This window comes from Sphingopyxis sp. GW821-FHT10B01 (assembly GCF_059415685.1).
Window position 1 is genome coordinate 538,260 of sequence record NZ_JBWKNS010000002.1, and the last position, 20,334, is coordinate 558,593.

The window sequence follows — 20,334 nt, forward strand, 5'->3', positions numbered from 1 at the left end:
GTTCAATCGCCCGGCGGGGTCGCGAGATAATATTCGCCGCAGCCCTGGGCCTTCACCGGGACCTGTGCGAGCAGCTACGGGGTAAAAATGGCCAGAAATCTTCGGGTTTGTCTAGCCGAACAGCGTTCCGATCCCGACGCCCGGGTCGACCCAGCCTTCGTAGATCATCTTGACCGCGACATAGACGATCACGGCAAGGCCGACGTAGGCGATCCAGCGGTAACGCTCGATATATTTGGCGATGATGTTTGCCGCGAGGCCCATCAGGGCGACGGCAAAGATCAGCCCGACAATCATGATGCCCGGATGCTCGCGCGCCGCGCCGGCAACCGCGAGCACATTGTCGAGACTCATCGACACGTCGGCGACGGCGACCGCCCAAGCCGCGCCGGCAAAGCTTTTTGCAGGCTTCAGCCCTGAATGCTCGTCGCCTTCGACTTCGGGCGAACCGCGTGATTGGCCTGTGTGACGCAGCTCGCGCCACATCTTCCACGCCACCCACGCGAGCAGCAGGCCGCCGATGAAGATCAACCCGACAATGCCCATCAATTGCTGCACGACGAGCGCAAAGGCGATCCGCAGCACCAACGCAGCGAGCACGCCGATCAGGATGACCTTCTTGCGCTGATCGGCGGGAAGCCCCGCGGCCAGCGCGCCGACGACGATCGCATTGTCGCCCGCAAGAACCAGGTCGATCATCAGCACCTGCAGGAATGCAGCTAGAGCCGCCGGCTCGGTGATGTTCGAAAAATCGTTGACGATGTGGCCCCAGATTTCGGCGGGTCCACCGAATCCGGCGGCATGAGCCCCGGCCTGTGTCAAAAATTCCAGTATCACAGCGCCTCTCCGAAGTAGCTGACCTCCGGCACAGGGCTATAAAACGGATGCAGCAACGCGCGCCACTGCCGATAACGATCCGATTGCCGAAAGCCATCGCGATGATCTTCGACCGACTGCCACGCAACCAAAAGCAGATAAGGCTGCCCGCTTCCTGTCGGGCGCCGAATTTCCATCGAAATAAAGCCGGGCGAGGCTTCGATCAGCGGCCGCGCCTTGCGCGCGGCCGCTTCGAACGCTGCCTCGCTTCCCGCACGAACCGGAAGCAAGGCATGTTCGATTACGGCCATCGCGGCACGAGCCTACTGGTTCATGGAATCGAAGAAATCCTCGTTGGTCTTCGAATCCTTGATCTTGTCGAGCAGGAATTCCATCGCGTCGATGGTGCCCATCTGCATGAGGATGCGGCGCAGCACCCACATTTTGCTGAGCTTGTCCTTCTCGACGAGGAGTTCTTCCTTGCGGGTGCCCGACTTGCCGACGTCGAGCGACGGGAAGATGCGCTTGTCGGCGACCTTGCGGTCGAGGACGATTTCGGAGTTACCCGTACCCTTGAATTCTTCGAAGATGACTTCGTCCATGCGGCTGCCGGTATCGATCAGCGCGGTGGCGATGATCGACAGCGAACCGCCTTCCTCGATGTTACGCGCGGCGCCGAAGAAGCGCTTCGGACGCTGCAGCGCGTTCGCGTCGACACCGCCGGTCAGCACCTTGCCCGACGACGGGACAACGGTGTTGTAGGCGCGGCCAAGGCGCGTGATCGAGTCGAGCAGGATGACGACATCCTTCTTGTGCTCGACGAGGCGCTTGGCCTTTTCGATCACCATTTCGGCGACCTGGACGTGGCGCGTTGCGGGTTCGTCGAAGGTCGAGGAGACGACCTCGCCCTTCACGCTGCGCTGCATGTCGGTGACTTCCTCGGGACGTTCGTCGACCAAGAGGACGATGAGATAGACCTCGGGGTGGTTGTCGGTGATCGCCTTGGCGATATTCTGCAGCAGCACCGTCTTACCGGTGCGCGGCGGCGCGACGATCAGCGCGCGCTGGCCCTTGCCCTGCGGGCTGACGAGATCGATCACGCGCGCCGACTTGTCCTTGACGGTCGGGTCGACGGTGTCGAGCGACAGTTTCTGGTTCGGATAAAGCGGGGTGAGGTTGTCGAAATTGACGCGGTGGCGGACAACGTCGGGATCGTCGAAATTGACGCTGATCAGCTTGGTCAGCGCAAAATAACGTTCGCCGTCGCGCGGCGCGCGGATTTCGCCTTCGACGGTGTCGCCGGTGCGCAGGCCGTATTTGCGGACCTGGTTCGGCGAGACATAAATGTCGTCGGGTCCGGCGAGATAATTGGCTTCGGACGAGCGCAGGAAACCGAACGAGTCGGGGAGAACCTCGATCGTGCCCGATCCGATGATTTCCTCGCCCTCTTCGGCGAGTTCTTTCAGGATCGAGAACATCAGGTCCTGCTTGCGCAGCGTCGAGGCGCCCTCGACCCCCAGTTCCTCAGCCATTTCGACAAGCTGGGCGGGGGCTTTGGTTTTGAGTTCTTTAAGATGCATGGATGGATTCCAGGATAGGTTTTGGGAGAAAATTACAGTCGATTTCGATGCACCGCTGGGGTGCCTATCCGGCCGTGGGACGACCGTTACAGATAGCTTCGGCGCAGGGAAGCGCCGCCCGCACGGAGCGGGGTTGATCGGCCCCTATAACCGGGCCGGGTTCAAGTCAATCGGGCAGCGCCGACAAGACAGGGATTCAGGGGCGAACCACGACGAGGATGACGATGATCGCCGCGGCAATCCCCGGCACCTCGTTGAGCAAACGAAGCTGCTTTTCGGTCAGCGGCCGCAGCCCGCGCGCGAGCTTCTTCGAATAGCCGATCATCCAGCCATGATAGCCCGACAGCGCAATCACGAGCAGGAATTTGGCGATGAACCAGCCCTCGTGCCAATAATCGCCGTTAAAGGCGAGCATCAGCCCAAAGACCCAGACGATGATCAGCGCGGGATTCAAAATGATCCGCCGCAGCCGGTCCTCGCGCTCGATCCATTTCTTGTCCTCGTCGGACCCGACCGGACATTGATGATGATAGACAAAAAAGCGCGGCATCATGAACAGGCCGGCCATCAGGAAAATCACGAAAATGATATGCGCCGCTTTGATCCAAAGCATCGTCGCCCCCAGAAAACCTGTCAGTTCCATATCTATTTATCCGCCGCGAACGCGCCTGATCAGATGCTCGACATGGGCGATGGGCGTGTCCGGCACGATTCCATGGCCAAGATTGAAGATATGGGGACGCGCCGGGAAAGCCGCAAGGATGCGGTCGATCGCGGCGTCGAGCGCTGCACCGCCCGCGACGAGCGCGAGCGGATCGAGATTGCCCTGCACGGGCAGCTGCGACGGCAAGATGGCATCGGCCCAGGCTGGGTCGACCGTCTCGTCGAGCCCGATCGCATCGACCCCGGTTTCATCGGCATAGGCGCGAAGCTTGCCGCCGGCACCCTTTGGAAAGCCGATAATCGGCGTATCGGGATGCAATGCCCTCAACCGGCGGACGATTTCGGCATTGGGCGCGATCACCCATTGCTCATATTGTGCCGGCGACAGGCTGCCCGCCCAGCTGTCGAACAGCTGCACGGCCTCGACGCCATGTTCGATCTGTCCCGACAGATAGGTGACGGTGAGATCGACGATTGCGTCGATGATCGTCCGGAACGCCGCTGGATCGCCGAATGCGAGGCGCCGGGCAGCCGCCTGGTCCTTCGACCCCTGCCCTGCCACCATATAGGTGGCGACCGTCCACGGGCTCCCTGCAAAGCCGAGAAAGGTCGTTTCGGCGGGGAGCGAGGCCGCGACCCGCGCAACGGTCTTATAGATCGGCTCGAGCCGCTGCGGCGCGGCTTCGAGCGAAGCCAGGGCGCTATCGACCAGCGGCGGGGCGAGCCGCGGCCCCTCGCCGGCCTCGAACCACAGATGCTGGCCGAGCGCATGCGGGATGACGAGGATATCGGAAAAGAGGATCGAACCGTCGAAACCGAAGCGCCGGATCGGCTGCAACGTCACTTCGGCGGCGGCTTCGGGATCATAACAAAGCTCGAGGAAGCCGCCCTTGGTTTCCCGCAGCGCGCGATATTCGGGAAGATAGCGTCCGGCCTGGCGCATAAGCCACAGCGATGGACGCTCTTGCCGCACCCCGCGCAGCGTTGCCAGCAAGCTCTTCGGTGACGCTTTCACGCGGCCCCTCTTTCTCTCTTCATATATATTTAAATATAATTGTGGTGGTTTGTTGGTCGGCGGATAAGCGCGCTTTAGGCGGGGGCGTCCTTTTTGCCAACAGCTTGACTCTATCGCGGCCGCCGCTGGCTGCAGAGTCGCGACCCGCTTCCCCCGCTATTCACAGCCTGTGGATAAGATTCATCCCTTGTGGACAAGTGGTGGAGCGGAATCGGCACGTCGGGGGATGAATCGACTCTCCCCATTTCCTCCCCGGGCTTCTCCAAAACTTATCCACAGGGGCTTTTTCATTGTCCGGGCCTGATCCGGCATTGCCTTTTTCGGCGGTTTCCCGCCATGGTGCCGCGATGGGCCGGCTTCATCTTCATCTCATATCCGACTCCACGGGCGAGACACTCGAAAATATCGCCAAGGCGGCGATCGCGCAGTTCGACGATGTCGAGGTGGTGCGCCATTTCTGGCCGATGGTGCGCTCGGAATCGCATCTCGACCGGATCATGGCCGAAGTGCAGGCGAGCCCCGGGATGATCCTGTTCACGCTGGTCAACGGCGAGCTGCGCGTCAGCCTCGAGCGCCGCGCGAATGCCCTCAATCTTCCGACCGTCGCGGCGCTCGATGCGGTGACCGACGCGTTGTCGCGGATGCTGGGACAGGAAGCGAAAGCACGGCCGGGGCGCCAGCATCAACTCGACGCCGCCTATTTCGCGCGCGTCGAGGCCATTCAATTTACCGTCGCGCACGACGACGGCATCGGCTGGGAAAATTGGGAACAGGCCGATATCGTCCTCGCCGGCGTCTCGCGCACGTCGAAAACCCCGACGAGCATCTATCTCGCCAATCGCGGTTTCAAGACCGCGAACATCCCGATCGTCCCCGAATCGCCGCCGCCGAACGCATTGTTCACGCTCAAACGCCCGATGATCGTCGGGCTCACCACCGGGCTCGACCGGCTGGTGCAGGTGCGCCGCAACCGGCTGCTCTCGCTGAATCAGGCACCCGAAACATCCTATGTCGACGATGAGCGGGTGAAGGCCGAGCTCGCCTATGCGCGGCGCATGTTCGCCGACAATGGCTGGCCCGTCATTGATGTCACCCGCCGCTCGATCGAGGAAACCGCCGCCGCGGTGATCAAGCTCGTCGAAGATCGCAGCGCCGCATGACCCTGCTCCTCGCCTCGCAAAGCAGCGGCCGCGCCGCGATGCTGCGCGCCGCCGGGCTTGCATTCGAGACGACCGCTGCACATGTCGATGAAGAAGCACTTACCGCCTCGCTGCTCGCGGCCGGCCAGACACCGCGCAACATCGCCGACGCGCTCGCCGAAGCCAAGGCGATCAAAATCTCGTCGCGGCTTCCCGGTGTAACGGTGATTGGTGCAGACTCGACGCTTGCGCTCGATGACGGAACGATGCTGTCGAAGCCCGAAAGCCCCGAAGAGGCAGCCGACCACCTCCGCCGCATGGCGGGTACGCGCCACCGCCTGTTCAGCGCCGCGGTCGCCGCGCGCGACGGCGCCCCCGTCTGGCGCGCGATCGGCGAGGCGAAGCTCTGGATGCGGCCCTTGTCGGACGCCTTCATCGCCGACTATGTCGCCGGACACTGGGACAGCATCCGCTGGACCGTCGGCTGTTACGAGATCGAAGGAGCGGGCGTGCAATTGTTCGAAAAGGTCGAGGGCGATCCGTGGACGATCATCGGCATGCCGATGCTTCCACTGCTGGCGTGGCTTCGCGCCACCGGATTGGCTCCATCATGAGCGGCACCCCTTATGCCGAGGTGATCGGCGACCCGATCGCCCAGTCGAAATCGCCGCTGATCCACAATTTCTGGCTCGAGGCGCTCGGGATCGCGGGCGACTATCGCCGCGCGCATGTGAAGCCTGACGAGCTCGCCGCCTATATCGCCGAGCGCCGGACCGATTCCGGCTGGCGCGGCTGCAACGTCACCATGCCGCACAAGGCTGCGGTGATGGATCTCGTCGACGATCCCGGCAATATCCGCGGCACCATCGGCGCGATGAACACGATCGTCCGGCAAAAGGACGGATCGCTGATCGGCACCAACACCGATGCCGCGGGCTTTTATTCGCCGCTCGCCGAACTTGACCTGGAAGGCGCATCTGTCGCGGTTGTCGGCGCGGGCGGCGCGGCGCGTGCCGTGCTGTTCGCGCTGGCGCGTGCCAACGTCGGTTCCGTCACGATTCTCAACCGCAGCCCATTGAAAGCCATGGGCCTGCTCGCGACCTTCGGCCTCAAGGGCGATGTCGTCGCATTCGACGCACAGCTTCCCCCCGTGTCCCTACTCGTCAATTCGAGCAGCCTCGGCATGAAGGGCCAGCCGCCGCTCGACCTCGACCTGTCGCCGCTGGCCGAAGATGCGATCGTCTACGATCTCGTCTATTCGCCGCTCCAGACCGGACTTCTCAAGGCCGCAGAGGCGCGCGGGCTCGACACGGTCGACGGGCTCGACATGTTGATCGGTCAGGCCGCGCTGGCGTTCGAGCTGTTCTTCGGCGCCGCGCCGCCCGAAGGCCGCGACGAGGAACTGCGCGCGCTCCTCACGGCATGACCCACCGCCCGCGCCCCGGCTCGCGGCTCCGCCGTCCCTTCATCATCGGCCTCACCGGGTCGATCGGCATGGGCAAGTCGACCGCGGCGGCGATGTTTGTCCGCGAAGGCGTGCCGGTGTTCGACGCCGACGCCGAGGTGCACCGCTTGCAGGGTCCCGGCGGCGCGCTCGTCGCCGCGATCGAAGCGCGCTTTCCCGGCACCACCGGTCCGAAGGGTGTCGATCGCCAGAAACTCGGGGCGCTGGTGCTCGGCAACACCCACGAACTTGCCGCGCTCGAAGCGATCGTCCACCCGGCGGTCGGCAAGGCGCAGAAACGTTTCCTCGCTCAAAATCGTGCACGCGATGTCGTTGTGCTCGATATCCCCTTACTCTTCGAAAAGGGCGGCTGGCGCAAGGTCGGCGCGATCGCCGTCGTTTCGGCGCCCGCGTGGATGCAGCGTAAGCGCGTCATGCGCCGTCCCGGTATGACGGCGGCGAAACTGAAGGCGATCCGCCGGCTGCAGGTTCCCGACCGCGTCAAGCGCGCGCGCGCCGATTTTGTCATCGAAACGGGCCGCCCCAAAAGCGAGACGCACCGTCAGATAAGCTTCATCGCCTCTTGTTTCCACGCCCGATAGGGTCCACGTTATGGCTTCGATGCGCGAGATTATTTTCGATACCGAAACCACGGGTTTCGATCCCAGGACCGGGGACAGGCTGGTCGAAATCGGGTGTGTCGAGCTGGTCGACCGCCGCGAGACCGGCGTCACCTTTCACGCCTATTTCAATCCCGAGCGCGATATGCCCGCCGCCGCCGAAGCGGTCCACGGCCTGTCGATCCAGTTCCTGTCGGATAAACCGCTGTTCGCGACTCGCGTCGACGAACTGATGGAGTTTCTCGGCGACGCGCCGCTGATTGCACATAATGCAGTCTTCGACTTCGGCTTCGTCAACGCCGAACTCGCGCGCGCCGGCCGCCCCGCGCTCGACATGGCGCGCATGTGCTGCACCGTGCAGATGGCGCGCAAGCTTCATCCCGGCGCGAAGCACAGCCTCGACGCGTTGTGCACCCGTTACGGGATCGACCGCAGCCACCGCGTGAAGCACGGCGCGCTGCTCGACGCCGAATTGCTCGCGCATCTTTACATCGAAATGACCGGGGGCCGGCAGATTGGCCTCGGCCTCGCTTCGGCGGCCGTTGGCGCCGCACCTTTGCCGACCGCAACCGCCGCCGCCCCGCGCGGCGCCGAGCGCCCCTTTCGCAAACCTCGCCCCCATATGGCATCGGCCGCCGAACTCGCGCGCCATGCCGAATTTGTCACAGGGCTCAACCAGCCGCTGTGGCTCGACACGGTGTGATGACTCTCCCTTGATGTCATCGCACCGGACATAGAAGGAGAAGAAAAATGGAAATTCGCGTCTCTGGCCACCAGATCGAAACCGGCGAAGCGCTCCAGGCGCATGTGTCGGACCGGATGAACGCGATTGCCGACAAATATTTCTCGCGAGCGATCGGCGCGCACGCCACCTTCGGAAAAGGGCCGCACGACAGTTTCCAGTGCGACATCGTCGCGCATGTGATGCAAGGGCTCGTGCTCAAAGGCCATGGTCAGGCGCAGGACGCGCATGTCGCGTTCGAAGGCGCGGCCGAACGTATCGAAAAGCAGCTTCGACGGTATATGCGGCGATTGAAGGATCGCAACAACGGCCCGGCAGAACCCTCGCCGACGGTCGACGAGATCGAAGACAACGCCAGCTATATCGTCTTCGACGGCGGCAACGAAGAGGATGCGGGCGACGCACCTGCGATTATCGCCGAAACGCGTGTCGATATTCCGAGCAGCAGCGTGTCCGACGCGGTGATGATGCTCGACCTGCGCAACACCAACGCCCTGCTCTTCGTGAACAGCAAGACCGGCACGCACAATATGGTCTATCGCCGCGACGACGGGACGATCGGTTGGGTCGAACCACGATAGGACTGGATTTTCTCCGCCATCCGGCTTAAGGGCCGCGCCCAACGATGCCCGAAGCCGGGATGGCGGGGGGCCTGCCATGATAGATCCGCGATCGCCTGCCAGCATGATGTTTCTGGCGGCGGCCGGCGTTTTACAAGATTTGACCAGACCGATGAATCTTTCTTCTCTTCTTTATCCGGCGACCGTGCGTGCGCATGTTCAGCTCGATTCGAAAAAGGCGCTGTTTCCCTTCGTGGGCGATCTCGCCAGCCGTTCGCTCGGTCTCGATGCCGGCGAAGTCAGCGAAGCGTTGCTCGAGCGCGAACGCCTCGGTTCGACCGGATTTGGCCGTGGTATCGCGCTGCCGCACGCCAAGATGGCCGACCTGACCGGCGTCCGCGGCCTGTTCCTGCAACTCGCGCGCCCGATCGATTTCAACGCGGTCGACGGTTTGCCCGTCGATCTGCTCTTCATCCTGCTATCGCCGCTTGATGCCGGCGCCGATCATCTGAAGGCGCTGGCGGGTGTCTCGCGCATGCTCCGCAACGAGGCAATTGCCGAACGGCTGCGCGGTGCGAAGAACGACGAAGCACTTTATGCGATGCTCGCCGACACCGAAACGCGTGACGCGGCGTAACGCCGCGCGCCGAGACTTTTCGCGATGCGGCTGAAAAGCCGGTTCCTCGTCGACCTGCTGCTTCGACGCACCGAAGCCGCCGGCGGCTTCGCAACCATAGTTGCAAAAGGCGATGAGATGTCGGGCGTCATTCTTGTCCTGTGCAGCGATCGCGGGCAGCCAGGCCCCTTGCTCGAACGCCGCTTTTCGATCGACGGCAACTATATCTGGGAGGATGTTGGCCCTGCTGACCCCAGTGATAGTGAATCGCGCGCAAACTATCAGGATCGGCGGCGCAAGGCCGATCCGGATATGTGGTTGATCGAACTGGATATCGCAGATGCGCCACAGCTCGTCGCGGAGTGGGCTGCGTTAACTTGACTCTGTTGCGCTGCACAATAAGTGGCGCCTATTCGATAACGCGTAGGTCGTTCCGTGGGTTGCATCGCCTTGGGTGATATCCCGCTAAAACGGTTTGGACACGCAGTCGGACGATGACCGCAGGCGTTATTGGGCCATAGCCCCCCGCCTGTTTTGAGAGGTTCGGTTCATCGGCCGCACTTTTGACGGACAATATGAGTCGCATTCTGAACGTAGCCAGCGTGGCTGCCGTCGGCATGACTGCCGCCACCATGCTGCTTTTGGCGGAGCCGGGCTTTGCAAGCGATCTTGCTGCCGACGCCAATCTTCCCGCCATCATCCTGCCGGGCGCCGATGCGCCGGTGGTCGATGACAAGGCGGATCTGTCGATCGAGGCCCAGGCGCCGGTCGAAAGCACCGATCAAAAAGACGAAGACGCCGTCGCCGAGCCCGGGCAGGCTCCGCTGACCGCCGATTCGCTCGCCGAACTCGTCGCCGAGACTCAGCGTCCGGTCGATCTCGACCCCGAATTGCGCTGCCTCGCCGGTGCGGTCTATTTCGAATCGCGCGGCGAATCGCTCGTCGGCCAGCTCGCGGTCGCGCATGTCGTCCTCAACCGCGCCGGGTCGGGCCGCTTCCCCAAGAGCCTCTGCGGCGTCGTCCATCAGAAAAGCCAGTTCAGCTTCGTGCGCGGCGGCAAGATGCCCGCCATCCGCAACGGATCGCAGTGGAACAACGCCGTCGCGATCGCGCAGATCGCGCGCGACGGCAGCTGGAAGAATCACGCCCCGGGCGCGCTCTTCTTCCACGCGCGCTATGTCTCGCCCGGCTGGCGCAAGACGCGCATCGCGCAGATCGACAACCACATCTTCTATCGTTGATCGGACGGGCGCGGCGGCAAACCGGGCCCTCCTCTCTCAGTCACCCCGGACTTGATCCGGGGTCCATCTACGCCACCGCCGCTGGATGCCGGGTCGAGCCCGGCATGGCGACGCGATGGCATCCCGTTCATTGCCAAGCCATATTTCGTGGCGCATGATGCGGTGATGACGCGTCAAATTTCTGTCGCCCTGCTTTGTGCAGCGGCGCTTTCGTTCGGCGGCTGTGCCACCGCGGTGCCGCCGGTCGAAGTCACCCGTTTCCATGCGAGCGCGCCCGCCGGATGGGCGCCGGGCACACGTTACACCGTCGACGCCGCGCCGCTCGGCAACGCCGGGGCGATGGTCGACGCGCCGTCGCTCGAATGGAGCACCTATCGCACCGCGGTCGAACAACAGCTGCAACGGCAGGGGCTCGTCGCGGCACCCGACGGCGCGCGCGCGCCGCTCAGGGTCCGCATCGGATTCGACCGCATGAACCGCGAAGGCGTTGGCAGGCGTTCGCCCGTCTCGGTCGGAGTCGGCGGTTCGACGGGCAGCTATGGGTCGGGGGTCGGTCTCGGCATCGGACTCAATCTCGGCGGTGGTCCCAAGCGGATGGCCGATCTGCAGCTTGCGGTGCGTATCGACGATGCCGCTAGCGGTCAGGCCCTTTGGGAAGGCCGCGCGTTGACAGCGGTCCCGGTGAAGGCACCGGCCAACCAGCCCAGCCTCGCCGCCGCGAAATTGGCCGAAGCCTTATTCAAGGACTTCCCCGGTGAATCGGGACGCACTATCAGCGTCCCATGACCATCACCATCAACGCCGCTTTCGACAGCGGCAATATCGTCGTGGATGCCATCGACGGCACCTCCGCCCGCTTGTCGATCCGCAAGGATCGCGAATCGGACTTTTTCCAGTGGTTTCACTTCCGCGTTTCGTGCGCGGTCGGCGATGCGCTCGAACTCGCGATCACGGGCCTTGCCGACTCGGCCTACCCCGACGGCTGGCCCGGTTATGCGGCTTGCGCGAGCACCGACCGCGAAACCTGGTTCCGCCTCGACACCAGCTATGATGCCGGCACGCTGACGATTCGCCACACCGCCGAAAGCGCGATCCTTTACCTTGCCTATTTCGCGCCCTTCTCGATGGAGCGTCACCACGACATGGTTGCTGCGGTCGCCGAATGCGAAGGCGTGACCTATCGCTGCCTCGGCACCAGCATCGAAGGCCAGCCGATCGACTGCCTCGAAGTGGGGACCGGCGACACGCAGGTCTGGCTCTATGCACGCCAGCATCCGGGCGAGAGCATGGCCGAATGGTGGATGGAAGGCGCGCTCGAAAAGCTGACCGATCCCGCCGATCCACACGCGCGTTCGCTGCGTCAGAAATGCCGCTTCCATATCGTGCCGAACATGAATCCCGACGGCTCGCGTCGTGGCCATCTGCGCACCAACTTCGCCGGCGTGAACCTCAATCGCGAATGGGATACGCCCAGCCTCGAACGCAGCCCCGAAGTGCTCGCCGTCCGCAATGCGATGGACGAAAGCGGCGTCGACTGGGCGATGGACGTCCATGGCGACGAGGCGATTCCCGCGGTGTTCCTTGCGGGTTTCGAAGGCATTCCGTCGCTGAAGCCCGAACAGTCGGAAAAATATAAGGCGTTCGAGACCGCGCTCGCGGCGAACACCCCCGATTTCCAGGTCGATCTGGGTTATGCCGAAACCGCGCCGGGTCAGGCGAATCTCTCGATGTCGACGACGCAGCTTGCCGAACGGTTCGGGGCGGTGTCGATGACGATCGAAATGCCGTTCAAGGACAATCGCGATCTGCCCGACCCGGTGGCCGGCTGGTCGCCCGAGCGGTCGAAACTGTTCGCCCACGCCTGTCTCGAGACGCTGGACCAGATGCTGTGAGCGTAAGCGCGGACGGGGCCTGGCGGATCGTCGAAGACGATCTTTCGGGTACCGATATCCGCGCGCTGCTCGAGGTGCATTTCGCGGGCATGCTCGCAAACTCGCCGCCTGACAGCTGTCACTTCCTCGATTTCGACGGGCTCAATGCGCCTGGCGTGACCTTCTGGTCGATCCACCGCGAGGACGAACTCGCGGGATGCGGCGCGTTGAAGATGCTGGGCGCCGCGCATGGCGAAATCAAATCGATGCGCACGGCAGAGGCCTTCCTTCGCCAAGGCGTCGCGGCGCGCATGCTCGATCATATCCTGGGCGAAGCGCGTCGCCGCGGCCTCGCGCGCCTCAGCCTCGAAACCGGGTCCAGCGGTGCATTCGAACCCGCGCTCGCGCTTTACCGGCGCTATGGCTTCGAAGAATGCCCGCCCTTTGACGACTATGAACCCGACCCGTTCAGCCGCTTTATGACTCGCACGCTCTAGATACGGAAACGGGGCCCGGAAGGGATTCCGGACCCCGTTCGAATGCCCCGCGGGGTATAGCGACCGAGGGCGTTTACGCGGCCTGCTTTTCCTCGATCACCGGCGTCGCGCTGCCAATCGCGATCTTGTGCGGCTTCATCGCCTCGGGCACTTCGCGCACCAGATCGATTGTCAGCAGACCGTCGGCAAGGTCGGCTTCGCTGACCCGGACGAAATCGGCGAGCTGGAAACGACGCTCGAACGCGCGGGTTGCGATGCCGCTATAGAGGAGCTGGCGGGCTTCGCCGTCCGCTGCGGGCGCCTTGCGGCCGCTGACGGTCAGCATATTCTGCTGCGCGGTGATGTCGATCTCGTCGCTCTTGAATCCTGCAACCGCAACGGTGATGCGGAAATGGTCGTCGGCGATCTTCTCGATGTCGAACGGCGGATAATTTTCGGCGCCCGAACCGCCCGTTTCGAGGAAATCGAACAAGCGGTCGAAACCGACGGTCGAACGGCGATAGGGGGTCCAGTCGAAACTGTTACGCATGGTTCATGTCTTCCTTTCAAAGCGAAGTCAGGGACCGCAGCGCGCGTGCCGCGATCGCCACCCGGCCCCGTTGTGGCGGCCGGATGACCCGAATCTGGGTGCGGCCGAAACCATTTCAAGAGGGGCGTTGGCGTTCCTTCAAAAGCCGCGCTATGGGGCGGCGAATTGTCGCCAACCAAAGGACAGACCATGCCCCAGCTCATCCTCATTCGTCACGGCCAGTCACAGTGGAATCTCGAAAACCGCTTCACCGGCTGGTGGGATGTCGATGTCACCGAAAAGGGCGCGGCAGAGGCCTGGGCGGCGGGCGAACTGATGAAGGCCAAGGGCATCGCGCCCGACACCTGCTTCACCTCGGTCCAGTCGCGCGCAATCAAGACGCTCAATCTGGCGCTCGAAGCCATGGGGCGCCTGTGGTTGCCGGTGACCAAGGATTGGCGTTTGAACGAGCGTCACTATGGCGGCCTGACCGGGCTCGACAAGGCCGAGACCGCGGCGAAGCATGGCGACGATCAGGTGAAGATCTGGCGCCGCAGCTTCGACATCCCGCCGCCGCCGCTCGAAGCCGGCTCGCCGTGGGATCTCGCCAGCGACCCGCGCTACGCCGGCATCGACATCCCTTCGGCCGAGAGCCTCAAGGACACGATCGAACGCGTGTTGCCCTATTATGAAAGCGCGATCGTGCCGCAGCTCGCTGCGGGCAAGACGGTGCTGATCTCGGCGCATGGCAACAGCCTGCGCGCGCTCGTCAAGCATCTGTCGGGCATTTCGGACGCAGACATTACCGGGCTCGAAATCCCGACCGGCCAGCCCATCGTCTATGAACTGAACGACGATCTGGGCGCGCGCGAGCGCTATTACCTCAGCGAGCGCTGAAGCCTGTGGTCCCGGCGAAAGCCGGGGCCCGTGACGACGGCAATGATGGGCCCCGGCTTTCGCCGGGGAACAGTTTGTGACGCCTAAAGCGTTCCCGTCACCGTCAGCTGGAAATATTGCCCGAACTTGCGCAGCCGCTGCTCGCTGAACGCGACCGGCCCGTCGCGGCGATCGACGAACACCGTCCGGTTAAAGCCGTCCTTCATGCCCGCAAGATTGCGGTACGACAGCTTCACCGTGAAGCCCGCAACATCCTTATGTTCGACGAAGGCGGTGACGAACGGCCCGTCGGTATATTCATGCTCGATCGCGCCGAGCCGGAGATTGGGGCTGAAACGCTCGTCGAAATAGCCGGCGCCCCACGCGATGTCCGAGCCGGGGATATCGTGGCGCAGGCTGAGGTCGACGACATATTCCTGCCCCTCGCTCTGGTCGCGCCACAGATCGGTCAGCGGGTCGCGCACGCGGTTGCGCCGAAAAGTGATGTCGCTGTTGATCCGCGCGCCTTTCCATCCCAGCCGGTCGAGCAGCAGCGTCGCCTTCGAACTGATGCGATAGAGATGCGCGGGCGGCAGATTGCCACGCCCTTCGGTCGTCGGCGACAGCGGCACCTGATCGACCAGATCCTGCGCATAGGCATAAGCGAAGGCGACCGACGCATTGCCCCACCGCCCCATGTCCTGCACGAACTCCAGCTCGGTGCGATTGAGGACCGGCGGCACGAGCCGGCCGTTGCCGCCATTGCCCTGCCCGTTCGCGACATCGACCGAGCTGGCGAAATCAAAGAAGTCGAGCTGATCGACGCGGCGCTGCAGGAACCAGTTGATCGTCGTCTTCGCGCCGACCTTCCACGCCAATGCCAGTTTCCCCTTCGGCCGGATGAAGCGCCGCGTCAGCCCGCCGGGGCCTGACGACGTCAGCTCGCTATATTCGGCGCCGAAGTTGAGCTGCGCGGTCAGGTTCGACGCGAGCGCACGGCCCCAGGTCAGCGACGCTTCGCCGCGTTTTTCCTCGACCTTCGTCTTCTCACCACCGAAGAGGACGGGAAGGAAACTGCCGTCGGGCCGCAAGGTCGCGAACTCGGAATCGACGTCGAGCGTGTTGTACGCGCCCTCGAGCGCGACCTGCCAGTCGGTGCCGCCGCTGGTGCGCCAGCTATATTCGCTACGCAGGATCGACTCGCTTTCGTCGGCGGTCTGCTTGAAGCGCTCGCCGCTGCGCCCGCCGATTTCGCGGTCGACGATAAAGCTGTCGACGATCGGGCTGTGCTCGAACCGGTAGAGCCCGATCAGCTTCAGCCGACCCTTGCCCAGCCCCAGCTCATAATCGCCGCCGACGTCGAAATTGACTTCGTCTTCCTTGAACCGGAACGCCTCGCGCACAATGCCGTTCACCGGCCGCTGCGACACGCTGTCGACGCGCTCGTCGAGCAGTTGCAATTGCCCGCCAAGGTTGAAATTCCATTTGTTGCCGTTCGTCGTCGTGCGCGCCAGCGCCGCCGCCAGCCGCGGCCGCTCGCCGTCATAGGCGCCGAACTCGTCGCGCGTGAACAGCAGCACGCCATTGCCGTCATAAACGCGTTCGGGCCCCCAATGGCCCTTGCGGCTCGCCTCATTCTTCAGGCTCAGCGTCAGGTTCGTCCCGCCGACCTTCCCCGTCGTCGAGATCTCGCCGTTCAGCCAGTTTTTCTCCAGCCGCGGGCGCCCTTCGGGTTGCCAGCGGATCGTCGTCTTGAACCCGCCATTCCCCGCGTCTGCGACCAGCACGACATTGGCCACTTGGCCGGTCAGTCCCGGGACGTTCAGCCCGGCGCCATCGACGATATCGATATAGGCGACCTCGGCGGCGGTGATGCGCGCCAGCGCGGTGCGCGCGTCGGTCGACTTGTTCGCGATGCGCTCGCCGTCGATCAGCACATTCTCGGTCGCCGCGCCCAGCCCGCGCTCGCCGCCATTGGTGCCGGTGACGATCAGGAAGCCCGGAACTTTCTCGACCATGTCGAGCGCGGTGCGTGGTGCGAAGCGCGTGAAGTCGGCGGGCGCATAACGCTGCGCGCCATTTGCGGGCGTCGGCACGGCGGCGGGCGCATCGCCCGTCGTTTCCTGCGCCGCCGCGGGCAACACGGCGGTCAGGGCGGCACACGCCACCAGCGAAATTTTTCCGAACGACACGCGTCTGACTCCCCACCCGCGCCACCTCCCCAGTGGCGCATCATGCGAATAATTCGCAAATATTGCTCTGGTTGATATTGTCTACCAACGCCCGTCGCGGTTCGACGAGTGTTGTGCTTTCGTCTTTTCTTGCATCGCGCCCGATTCACGACATGATCGCGTCAAATAGCGGGGGTTATGGTGCGCAGTCTTGTTTCGATTTTCGTGGCGGCCGTGTTTGCGCACGCGCCGGCCCATGCACAGGATGGTCAAATTCAGCGGGGACCGGTTCCGGACTGGGTCGTCCCGTCCGAACTGATGCCCGTTCCGGACGATGCCAGCGGGCTGGTTTTCGTGCGGCGTCAGGACGCGCTGGCGCATATCGACGAACGGGGGCAGGCGCAATATCAGGGGTATCGCATCCGGATACTCCATCCCAACGCGCTGCAGATCGGCAATATATCGACCGCCTGGGATCCTGCCTCGGGCCCGCCGGTCGTGCATCTGCTCAAGGTCCATCGCGGCAGCGAGACCTTTGATGTTCTCGAGACGACATCGTTCGAGATATTGCGCCGCGAGGATCAACTCGAAGCCGCGAAACTCGACGGTATCCTGACTGCGGTGCTCCGCGTTCCCGATCTGCGCGTCGGCGACGAACTGGAGGTCGGTCTGACGACGCGGCTCAGCGATCCGACCCTTGGGAAACACGCCGCGGGTATGCTTTTCCTTGGCCCCGGCCCGGCGCCCGGCCGCTATCGCTTGGGTCTGAGCTGGGACAAGGGTCTGAAGCCGAACGTCAAGATGACCCCCGATATGGCCGCCATCGCCCGGCCGCGCGATGGCGGTGTCGACTTCCTGTTCGACAATCCCGCGATGCTGACGCCGCCGAAAGACGCGCCCGCGCGCTATCAATGGCAACGGATCGTCGAATTTACCGACTTCGCCGACTGGGCGACGATATCGCGGCATTTCGCTCCGCTGTTCGCCAAGGCGGCGCCGATCCCGGATGGTTCGCCGCTCGCGGCCGAGGCCGACCGGATCGCCGCGGCGCATGCGCGGCCGCTAGACCGCGCCGCTGCCGCGCTCAAGCTGGTGCAGCAGGATGTGCGGTACATCTATGTCGGCCTGGGCAACGGAAATCTGACCCCTGCCACGGCGGAGGAAACATGGCAGCGGCGATATGGCGACTGCAAGGGCAAGACCGCGCTGCTGCTGGGACTGCTCGCCAGGCTGGGAATCGAGGCGGAAGCGGTGCTCGCCAACAACAGCGGCGCCGACGATGGTCTCGACCAGCGGTTGCCGAATCCCGGGATGTTCGATCATGTTCTGCTGCGGGCGCGGATCGATGGCGCGGTCTACTGGCTCGACGGTACGCTCCCGGCGGTCGCTGCCCCCAGCGCCGAGCCCGCGATTGCGTACCGCTGGGTCCTTCCGCTCACCGCCAAGGGCAGCCCGCTGCAGAATCTCGAATGGCGGCCGGCGAAACGGCCCGGCGAAATCACCTTGTTCGAGATCGACGCGCGTGCGGGGTTCGACCGGCCCGCGCAGGTGACGAATACCGTCATCGTCCGCGGCATCGAGGGATTGCAGCAGCAAATGCAGTTTTCGGGAATCGCGCCCGACCAGCTGCTCAATAGCATGCGGCAGCAGCTGGTCGGGGCCACCTGGCAGACGGTCGACGACGTCAAATGGCGCTACGACCAAAAGGCCGAAGCCAGCATCCTGACGATCCGCGGAACCTGGGAGGTCGACTGGGACGACGACAGCGACGGCGGCAAGTCTTTGGCGCTTCCCGGTGGCGGGTTCAATCCGCCTGAAAAGCGGATGCGGCCGGCGGGCCAGGATCAGGGCCTGCCTTTTTACAACGCGCCCGAATTTAGCTGTCATGTGACGACGCTCAGGCTGCCGTCGGCGACGAATGCGGCGAACTGGACGTTCAAATCGGGGTATGACACGCGCATTTTTGGCAAGAACTATTACCGCGCTTTCGACGTTCGCGACGGCTCGATCCGGATGATCCGCGGCTTTCGCGTCGAGAAGCAGGAAATCGACGCGATCAGCGCGGGGCAGGACAATGGCCGGATCGCAGGCTTCGACAACAGCAAGGGGTGGGTCTTCTACAGCGCCGATGGTGGTGACGTGCCCGACCCGGTCAGAAAAATCGTTCCGGCCACCTACGATATCGATTGGACCGCCGACACTGTTCCTTGCCTTTCGCCCGCGACGACGCGCTGATCGCTTGCGGACCGGCAGCGATCAATCGCGCAGCAGCTCGTTGATTCCGGTCTTGGCGCGCGTCTGCGCGTCGACGCGCTTGACGATCACCGCGCAATAGAGCGACGGGCCGGGACTGCCGTCGGGCAGCGGCTTGCCGGGTAGCGCGCCGGGCACGACCACCGAATAGGCCGGGACCTCGCCGACGAAGATTTCGCCCGTCGCGCGGTCGACAATCTTGGTCGATGCGCCCAGATAGACGCCCATCGACAGCACCGCGCCCTCGCGCACGATCACCCCCTCGGCGACCTCGGCGCGCGCGCCGATGAAGGCACCGTCCTCGATCACCACGGGTCCGGCCTGCAGCGGTTCGAGCACGCCGCCGATCCCGGCGCCGCCCGACAGGTGGACGTTCGCGCCGATCTGCGCGCAACTGCCGACGGTGGCCCACGCGTCGACCATCGACCCCTCACCGACGCGCGCGCCGATGTTGACGAAGCTCGGCAACAGCACGGCACCCTTGGCAATGAACGCGCCGTGGCGGACGATCGAACCGGGGACGGCGCGGAAACCCGCGTCGCGGAAACGATTTTCGCCCCAGCCGGCGAATTTCGACGGGACCTTGTCCCACCAGCGCGCGCCGCCGGGGCCGCCTTCGATCAGCTCCATGTCGTTGAGGCGGAACGACAGCAGCACCGCTTTCTTCAGCCACTGGTTGACCTGCCACGTGCCCCCCGCATCGCGTGTCGCCACGCGATAGCTGCCGTCGTCGAGCCCGGCGAGTGCGGTCTCGACCGCATCGCGCACTGCGCCCTGCGTCGTCAGGCCCAGCGTGTCGCGCGCGTCCCACGCGGCTTCGATCGTGGCTTGCAGGTCGGTGCTCATGAAATTCCCCATGGAAAAGGCAGGTTGTCGAGCCAGTCGGCGATGTCGTTGACGTGGAAATCGACCTGGTCCGGCAGGTGGTCGCGATGGCCGCTTTCGCTGCCATTGTCCAGCCAGACGGTCGTCATGCCGAGCGCTTTTGCGGGTGTCAGATTGCGCGCCATATCCTCGACGAAGACGCTCTTCGCCGGGTCGACTCCCAGATACGTAATCATCGTCGCATAAGCTTCGGGATCGGGCTTGGGTGTGTAGCGGGTGATGCGGATGTCGCAGATGCCGTCGAACAGATCGGCGATCCCGCGCGCGCCCAGCACGCGCGCCGCATAATCGGCGTCGGCGTTGGTGAAGATCAGCTTGCGCCCCGGCAGGCGCTCCAGCCCGGCGCGCAGCCGCGCATCGACCGTCAGCCGGTCGAGCGCGATGTCGTGGACGTCGACGAGGAAGGTTTCGGGATCGACGCCGTGATGGCGCATCAGCCCCGCCATCGTCGTGCCATGGTCGTGGAAATATTGCTTCTGCACCCGCCGCGCCTCGACGGCATCGACGTTCAGCAGGCGCATGATGAAGGCACCCATGCGTTCGTCGATCAGGTCGAACAGCTTCGCCGACGGCGCATAGAGCGTGTTGTCGAGATCGAAGATCCAGCTGTCGATATGGTCGAGCGGGGCGGTCATGGGGCGGCGCATAATGGCTGGGAGGCCCGGCGGCAAGCTGGGGCGAAGATGTCGCACCACATTGTCGCCCCCGCGAAGGCGGGGGCCGCTGGGGACCGGGCCTGTCCCCGTCGTGACAAACCGACAACGGCCCCCGCCTTCGCGGGGGCGACGGTTCAAGTATGAGGAGGTCGGCGAACCCTCAATTAACCGCATGATGCTA

The 20,334-nt window shown here is 64.0% G+C and carries 23 protein-coding genes; 14 read left to right on the top strand and 9 right to left on the bottom strand.

The annotated features are described in order from the left end of the window. Positions 1-111: 111 nt before the first annotated feature. The 5 genes from AC07NV_RS06990 to hemE all read right to left on the bottom strand — a co-directional run bounded on the left by AC07NV_RS06990 (position 112) and on the right by hemE (position 4,074). Positions 112-837 carry a TerC family protein gene (locus AC07NV_RS06990; protein ID WP_495165617.1) on the bottom strand — a complete coding sequence of 242 codons (726 nt, stop codon included), beginning with the start codon at positions 835-837 and terminating at the stop codon, positions 112-114. Beyond that, entirely contained in the window at positions 834-1,127 is a 294-nt protein-coding gene (locus AC07NV_RS06995) for an antibiotic biosynthesis monooxygenase family protein (protein WP_495165618.1), read from the bottom strand. Before AC07NV_RS06995 ends, AC07NV_RS06990 begins: the two co-directional genes overlap by 4 nt. A 12-nt stretch (positions 1,128-1,139) precedes the next feature. Next, positions 1,140-2,396 carry a transcription termination factor Rho gene (gene rho / locus AC07NV_RS07000; protein ID WP_058539276.1) on the bottom strand — a complete coding sequence of 419 codons (1,257 nt, stop codon included), beginning with the start codon at positions 2,394-2,396 and terminating at the stop codon, positions 1,140-1,142. 196 nt (positions 2,397-2,592) lie between these two features. Beyond that, a complete protein-coding gene (locus tag AC07NV_RS07005) occupies positions 2,593-3,009 on the bottom strand; it encodes a CopD family protein (protein ID WP_495165619.1) in 417 nt (138 codons plus the stop codon). A gap of 36 nt (positions 3,010-3,045) precedes the next feature. Then, positions 3,046-4,074 carry a uroporphyrinogen decarboxylase gene (hemE, locus tag AC07NV_RS07010; RefSeq protein ID WP_495165620.1) on the bottom strand — a complete coding sequence of 343 codons (1,029 nt, stop codon included), beginning with the start codon at positions 4,072-4,074 and terminating at the stop codon, positions 3,046-3,048. A 347-nt stretch (positions 4,075-4,421) separates the two neighbouring features. Here hemE and AC07NV_RS07015 point away from each other — a divergent pair, with 347 nt between their 5' ends. The 12 genes from AC07NV_RS07015 to AC07NV_RS07070 all read left to right on the top strand — a co-directional run bounded on the left by AC07NV_RS07015 (position 4,422) and on the right by AC07NV_RS07070 (position 12,804). Continuing rightward, complete coding sequence (locus AC07NV_RS07015) at positions 4,422-5,234, top strand: pyruvate, water dikinase regulatory protein (protein WP_495165621.1); 813 nt, start codon at positions 4,422-4,424, stop codon at positions 5,232-5,234. Continuing rightward, entirely contained in the window at positions 5,231-5,827 is a 597-nt protein-coding gene (locus tag AC07NV_RS07020; protein WP_495165622.1) for a Maf family protein, read from the top strand. The genes AC07NV_RS07015 and AC07NV_RS07020 overlap by 4 nt, the downstream gene beginning before the upstream one ends. Then, entirely contained in the window at positions 5,824-6,639 is an 816-nt protein-coding gene (gene aroE, locus AC07NV_RS07025) for a shikimate dehydrogenase (protein WP_495165623.1), read from the top strand. The genes AC07NV_RS07020 and aroE overlap by 4 nt, the downstream gene beginning before the upstream one ends. Continuing rightward, a complete protein-coding gene (gene coaE / locus AC07NV_RS07030; RefSeq protein WP_495165624.1) occupies positions 6,636-7,259 on the top strand; it encodes a dephospho-CoA kinase in 624 nt (207 codons plus the stop codon). The genes aroE and coaE overlap by 4 nt, the downstream gene beginning before the upstream one ends. Before the next feature lie 19 nt (positions 7,260-7,278). Next, on the top strand, positions 7,279-7,980 hold the full coding sequence (dnaQ, locus tag AC07NV_RS07035) for a DNA polymerase III subunit epsilon (protein ID WP_495165625.1): 702 nt from the start codon (positions 7,279-7,281) through the stop codon (positions 7,978-7,980). Positions 7,981-8,027: 47 nt separating this feature from the next. Next, complete coding sequence (gene hpf / locus AC07NV_RS07040; RefSeq protein WP_325541605.1) at positions 8,028-8,600, top strand: ribosome hibernation-promoting factor, HPF/YfiA family; 573 nt, start codon at positions 8,028-8,030, stop codon at positions 8,598-8,600. A 151-nt stretch (positions 8,601-8,751) separates the two neighbouring features. Then, positions 8,752-9,216 (top strand): PTS sugar transporter subunit IIA, encoded by a 465-nt coding sequence (locus tag AC07NV_RS07045; protein WP_495165626.1) that lies wholly within the window; start codon positions 8,752-8,754, stop codon positions 9,214-9,216. A 24-nt stretch (positions 9,217-9,240) separates the two neighbouring features. Beyond that, positions 9,241-9,576, top strand: coding sequence for a DUF1491 family protein (locus tag AC07NV_RS07050; RefSeq protein WP_495165627.1), 336 nt, complete (start codon positions 9,241-9,243; stop codon positions 9,574-9,576). 194 nt (positions 9,577-9,770) lie between these two features. Then, positions 9,771-10,436 carry a cell wall hydrolase gene (locus AC07NV_RS07055; protein ID WP_495165628.1) on the top strand — a complete coding sequence of 222 codons (666 nt, stop codon included), beginning with the start codon at positions 9,771-9,773 and terminating at the stop codon, positions 10,434-10,436. A 165-nt stretch (positions 10,437-10,601) separates the two neighbouring features. Beyond that, positions 10,602-11,222 (top strand): DUF4136 domain-containing protein, encoded by a 621-nt coding sequence (locus AC07NV_RS07060; RefSeq protein WP_495165629.1) that lies wholly within the window; start codon positions 10,602-10,604, stop codon positions 11,220-11,222. Next, positions 11,219-12,328, top strand: a complete 1,110-nt coding sequence (locus AC07NV_RS07065; protein ID WP_495165630.1) for a M14 family metallopeptidase — start codon at positions 11,219-11,221, stop codon at positions 12,326-12,328. The genes AC07NV_RS07060 and AC07NV_RS07065 overlap by 4 nt, the downstream gene beginning before the upstream one ends. Further along, the gene (locus AC07NV_RS07070; protein WP_495165631.1) at positions 12,325-12,804 is read left to right on the top strand and encodes a GNAT family N-acetyltransferase; all 480 of its coding nucleotides are present in this window, start codon (positions 12,325-12,327) and stop codon (positions 12,802-12,804) included. Before AC07NV_RS07065 ends, AC07NV_RS07070 begins: the two co-directional genes overlap by 4 nt. Positions 12,805-12,877: 73 nt before the next feature. Here AC07NV_RS07070 and AC07NV_RS07075 read toward each other — a convergent pair whose 3' ends face one another. After that, positions 12,878-13,333: an Hsp20 family protein gene (locus AC07NV_RS07075; protein WP_495165632.1), complete on the bottom strand. Its 456-nt coding sequence runs from the start codon at positions 13,331-13,333 to the stop codon at positions 12,878-12,880. A gap of 189 nt (positions 13,334-13,522) precedes the next feature. Here AC07NV_RS07075 and gpmA point away from each other — a divergent pair, with 189 nt between their 5' ends. Next, positions 13,523-14,209: a 2,3-diphosphoglycerate-dependent phosphoglycerate mutase gene (gpmA, locus tag AC07NV_RS07080; protein ID WP_495165633.1), complete on the top strand. Its 687-nt coding sequence runs from the start codon at positions 13,523-13,525 to the stop codon at positions 14,207-14,209. Between the two features lie 83 nt (positions 14,210-14,292). Here gpmA and AC07NV_RS07085 read toward each other — a convergent pair whose 3' ends face one another. Then, the gene (locus tag AC07NV_RS07085; protein ID WP_495165634.1) at positions 14,293-16,380 is read right to left on the bottom strand and encodes a TonB-dependent receptor; all 2,088 of its coding nucleotides are present in this window, start codon (positions 16,378-16,380) and stop codon (positions 14,293-14,295) included. A gap of 177 nt (positions 16,381-16,557) precedes the next feature. On the opposite strand from AC07NV_RS07085, the gene AC07NV_RS07090 reads away from it, so the two are divergent. After that, entirely contained in the window at positions 16,558-18,594 is a 2,037-nt protein-coding gene (locus AC07NV_RS07090) for a DUF3857 domain-containing protein (protein WP_495165635.1), read from the top strand. 21 nt (positions 18,595-18,615) lie between these two features. Here the strand turns inward: AC07NV_RS07090 and dapD are convergent, their stop codons facing one another. Together dapD and AC07NV_RS07100 are read right to left on the bottom strand one after the other, a co-directional pair. Next, on the bottom strand, positions 18,616-19,458 hold the full coding sequence (gene dapD, locus AC07NV_RS07095; protein WP_495165636.1) for a 2,3,4,5-tetrahydropyridine-2,6-dicarboxylate N-succinyltransferase: 843 nt from the start codon (positions 19,456-19,458) through the stop codon (positions 18,616-18,618). Then, complete coding sequence (locus tag AC07NV_RS07100; RefSeq protein ID WP_495165637.1) at positions 19,455-20,132, bottom strand: pyrimidine 5'-nucleotidase; 678 nt, start codon at positions 20,130-20,132, stop codon at positions 19,455-19,457. Before AC07NV_RS07100 ends, dapD begins: the two co-directional genes overlap by 4 nt. Positions 20,133-20,334 lie beyond the last annotated feature (202 nt).

Coding starts and splice junctions, on each gene's coding strand:
- dapD (WP_495165636.1), bottom strand. CDS start 19,458: ATGAGCACCGACCTGCAAGCCACGATCGAAGCCGCGTGGGACGCGCGC.
- AC07NV_RS06995 (WP_495165618.1), bottom strand. CDS start 1,127: ATGGCCGTAATCGAACATGCCTTGCTTCCGGTTCGTGCGGGAAGCGAG.
- AC07NV_RS07050 (WP_495165627.1), top strand. CDS start 9,241: ATGCGGCTGAAAAGCCGGTTCCTCGTCGACCTGCTGCTTCGACGCACC.
- AC07NV_RS07100 (WP_495165637.1), bottom strand. CDS start 20,132: ATGACCGCCCCGCTCGACCATATCGACAGCTGGATCTTCGATCTCGAC.
- AC07NV_RS07055 (WP_495165628.1), top strand. CDS start 9,771: ATGAGTCGCATTCTGAACGTAGCCAGCGTGGCTGCCGTCGGCATGACT.
- AC07NV_RS07045 (WP_495165626.1), top strand. CDS start 8,752: ATGAATCTTTCTTCTCTTCTTTATCCGGCGACCGTGCGTGCGCATGTT.
- AC07NV_RS07090 (WP_495165635.1), top strand. CDS start 16,558: ATGGTGCGCAGTCTTGTTTCGATTTTCGTGGCGGCCGTGTTTGCGCAC.
- AC07NV_RS07060 (WP_495165629.1), top strand. CDS start 10,602: ATGACGCGTCAAATTTCTGTCGCCCTGCTTTGTGCAGCGGCGCTTTCG.
- coaE (WP_495165624.1), top strand. CDS start 6,636: ATGACCCACCGCCCGCGCCCCGGCTCGCGGCTCCGCCGTCCCTTCATC.
- rho (WP_058539276.1), bottom strand. CDS start 2,396: ATGCATCTTAAAGAACTCAAAACCAAAGCCCCCGCCCAGCTTGTCGAA.
- gpmA (WP_495165633.1), top strand. CDS start 13,523: ATGCCCCAGCTCATCCTCATTCGTCACGGCCAGTCACAGTGGAATCTC.
- dnaQ (WP_495165625.1), top strand. CDS start 7,279: ATGCGCGAGATTATTTTCGATACCGAAACCACGGGTTTCGATCCCAGG.
- AC07NV_RS07015 (WP_495165621.1), top strand. CDS start 4,422: ATGGGCCGGCTTCATCTTCATCTCATATCCGACTCCACGGGCGAGACA.
- AC07NV_RS07020 (WP_495165622.1), top strand. CDS start 5,231: ATGACCCTGCTCCTCGCCTCGCAAAGCAGCGGCCGCGCCGCGATGCTG.
- aroE (WP_495165623.1), top strand. CDS start 5,824: ATGAGCGGCACCCCTTATGCCGAGGTGATCGGCGACCCGATCGCCCAG.
- AC07NV_RS07005 (WP_495165619.1), bottom strand. CDS start 3,009: ATGCTTTGGATCAAAGCGGCGCATATCATTTTCGTGATTTTCCTGATG.
- hpf (WP_325541605.1), top strand. CDS start 8,028: ATGGAAATTCGCGTCTCTGGCCACCAGATCGAAACCGGCGAAGCGCTC.
- AC07NV_RS07065 (WP_495165630.1), top strand. CDS start 11,219: ATGACCATCACCATCAACGCCGCTTTCGACAGCGGCAATATCGTCGTG.
- AC07NV_RS07075 (WP_495165632.1), bottom strand. CDS start 13,333: ATGCGTAACAGTTTCGACTGGACCCCCTATCGCCGTTCGACCGTCGGT.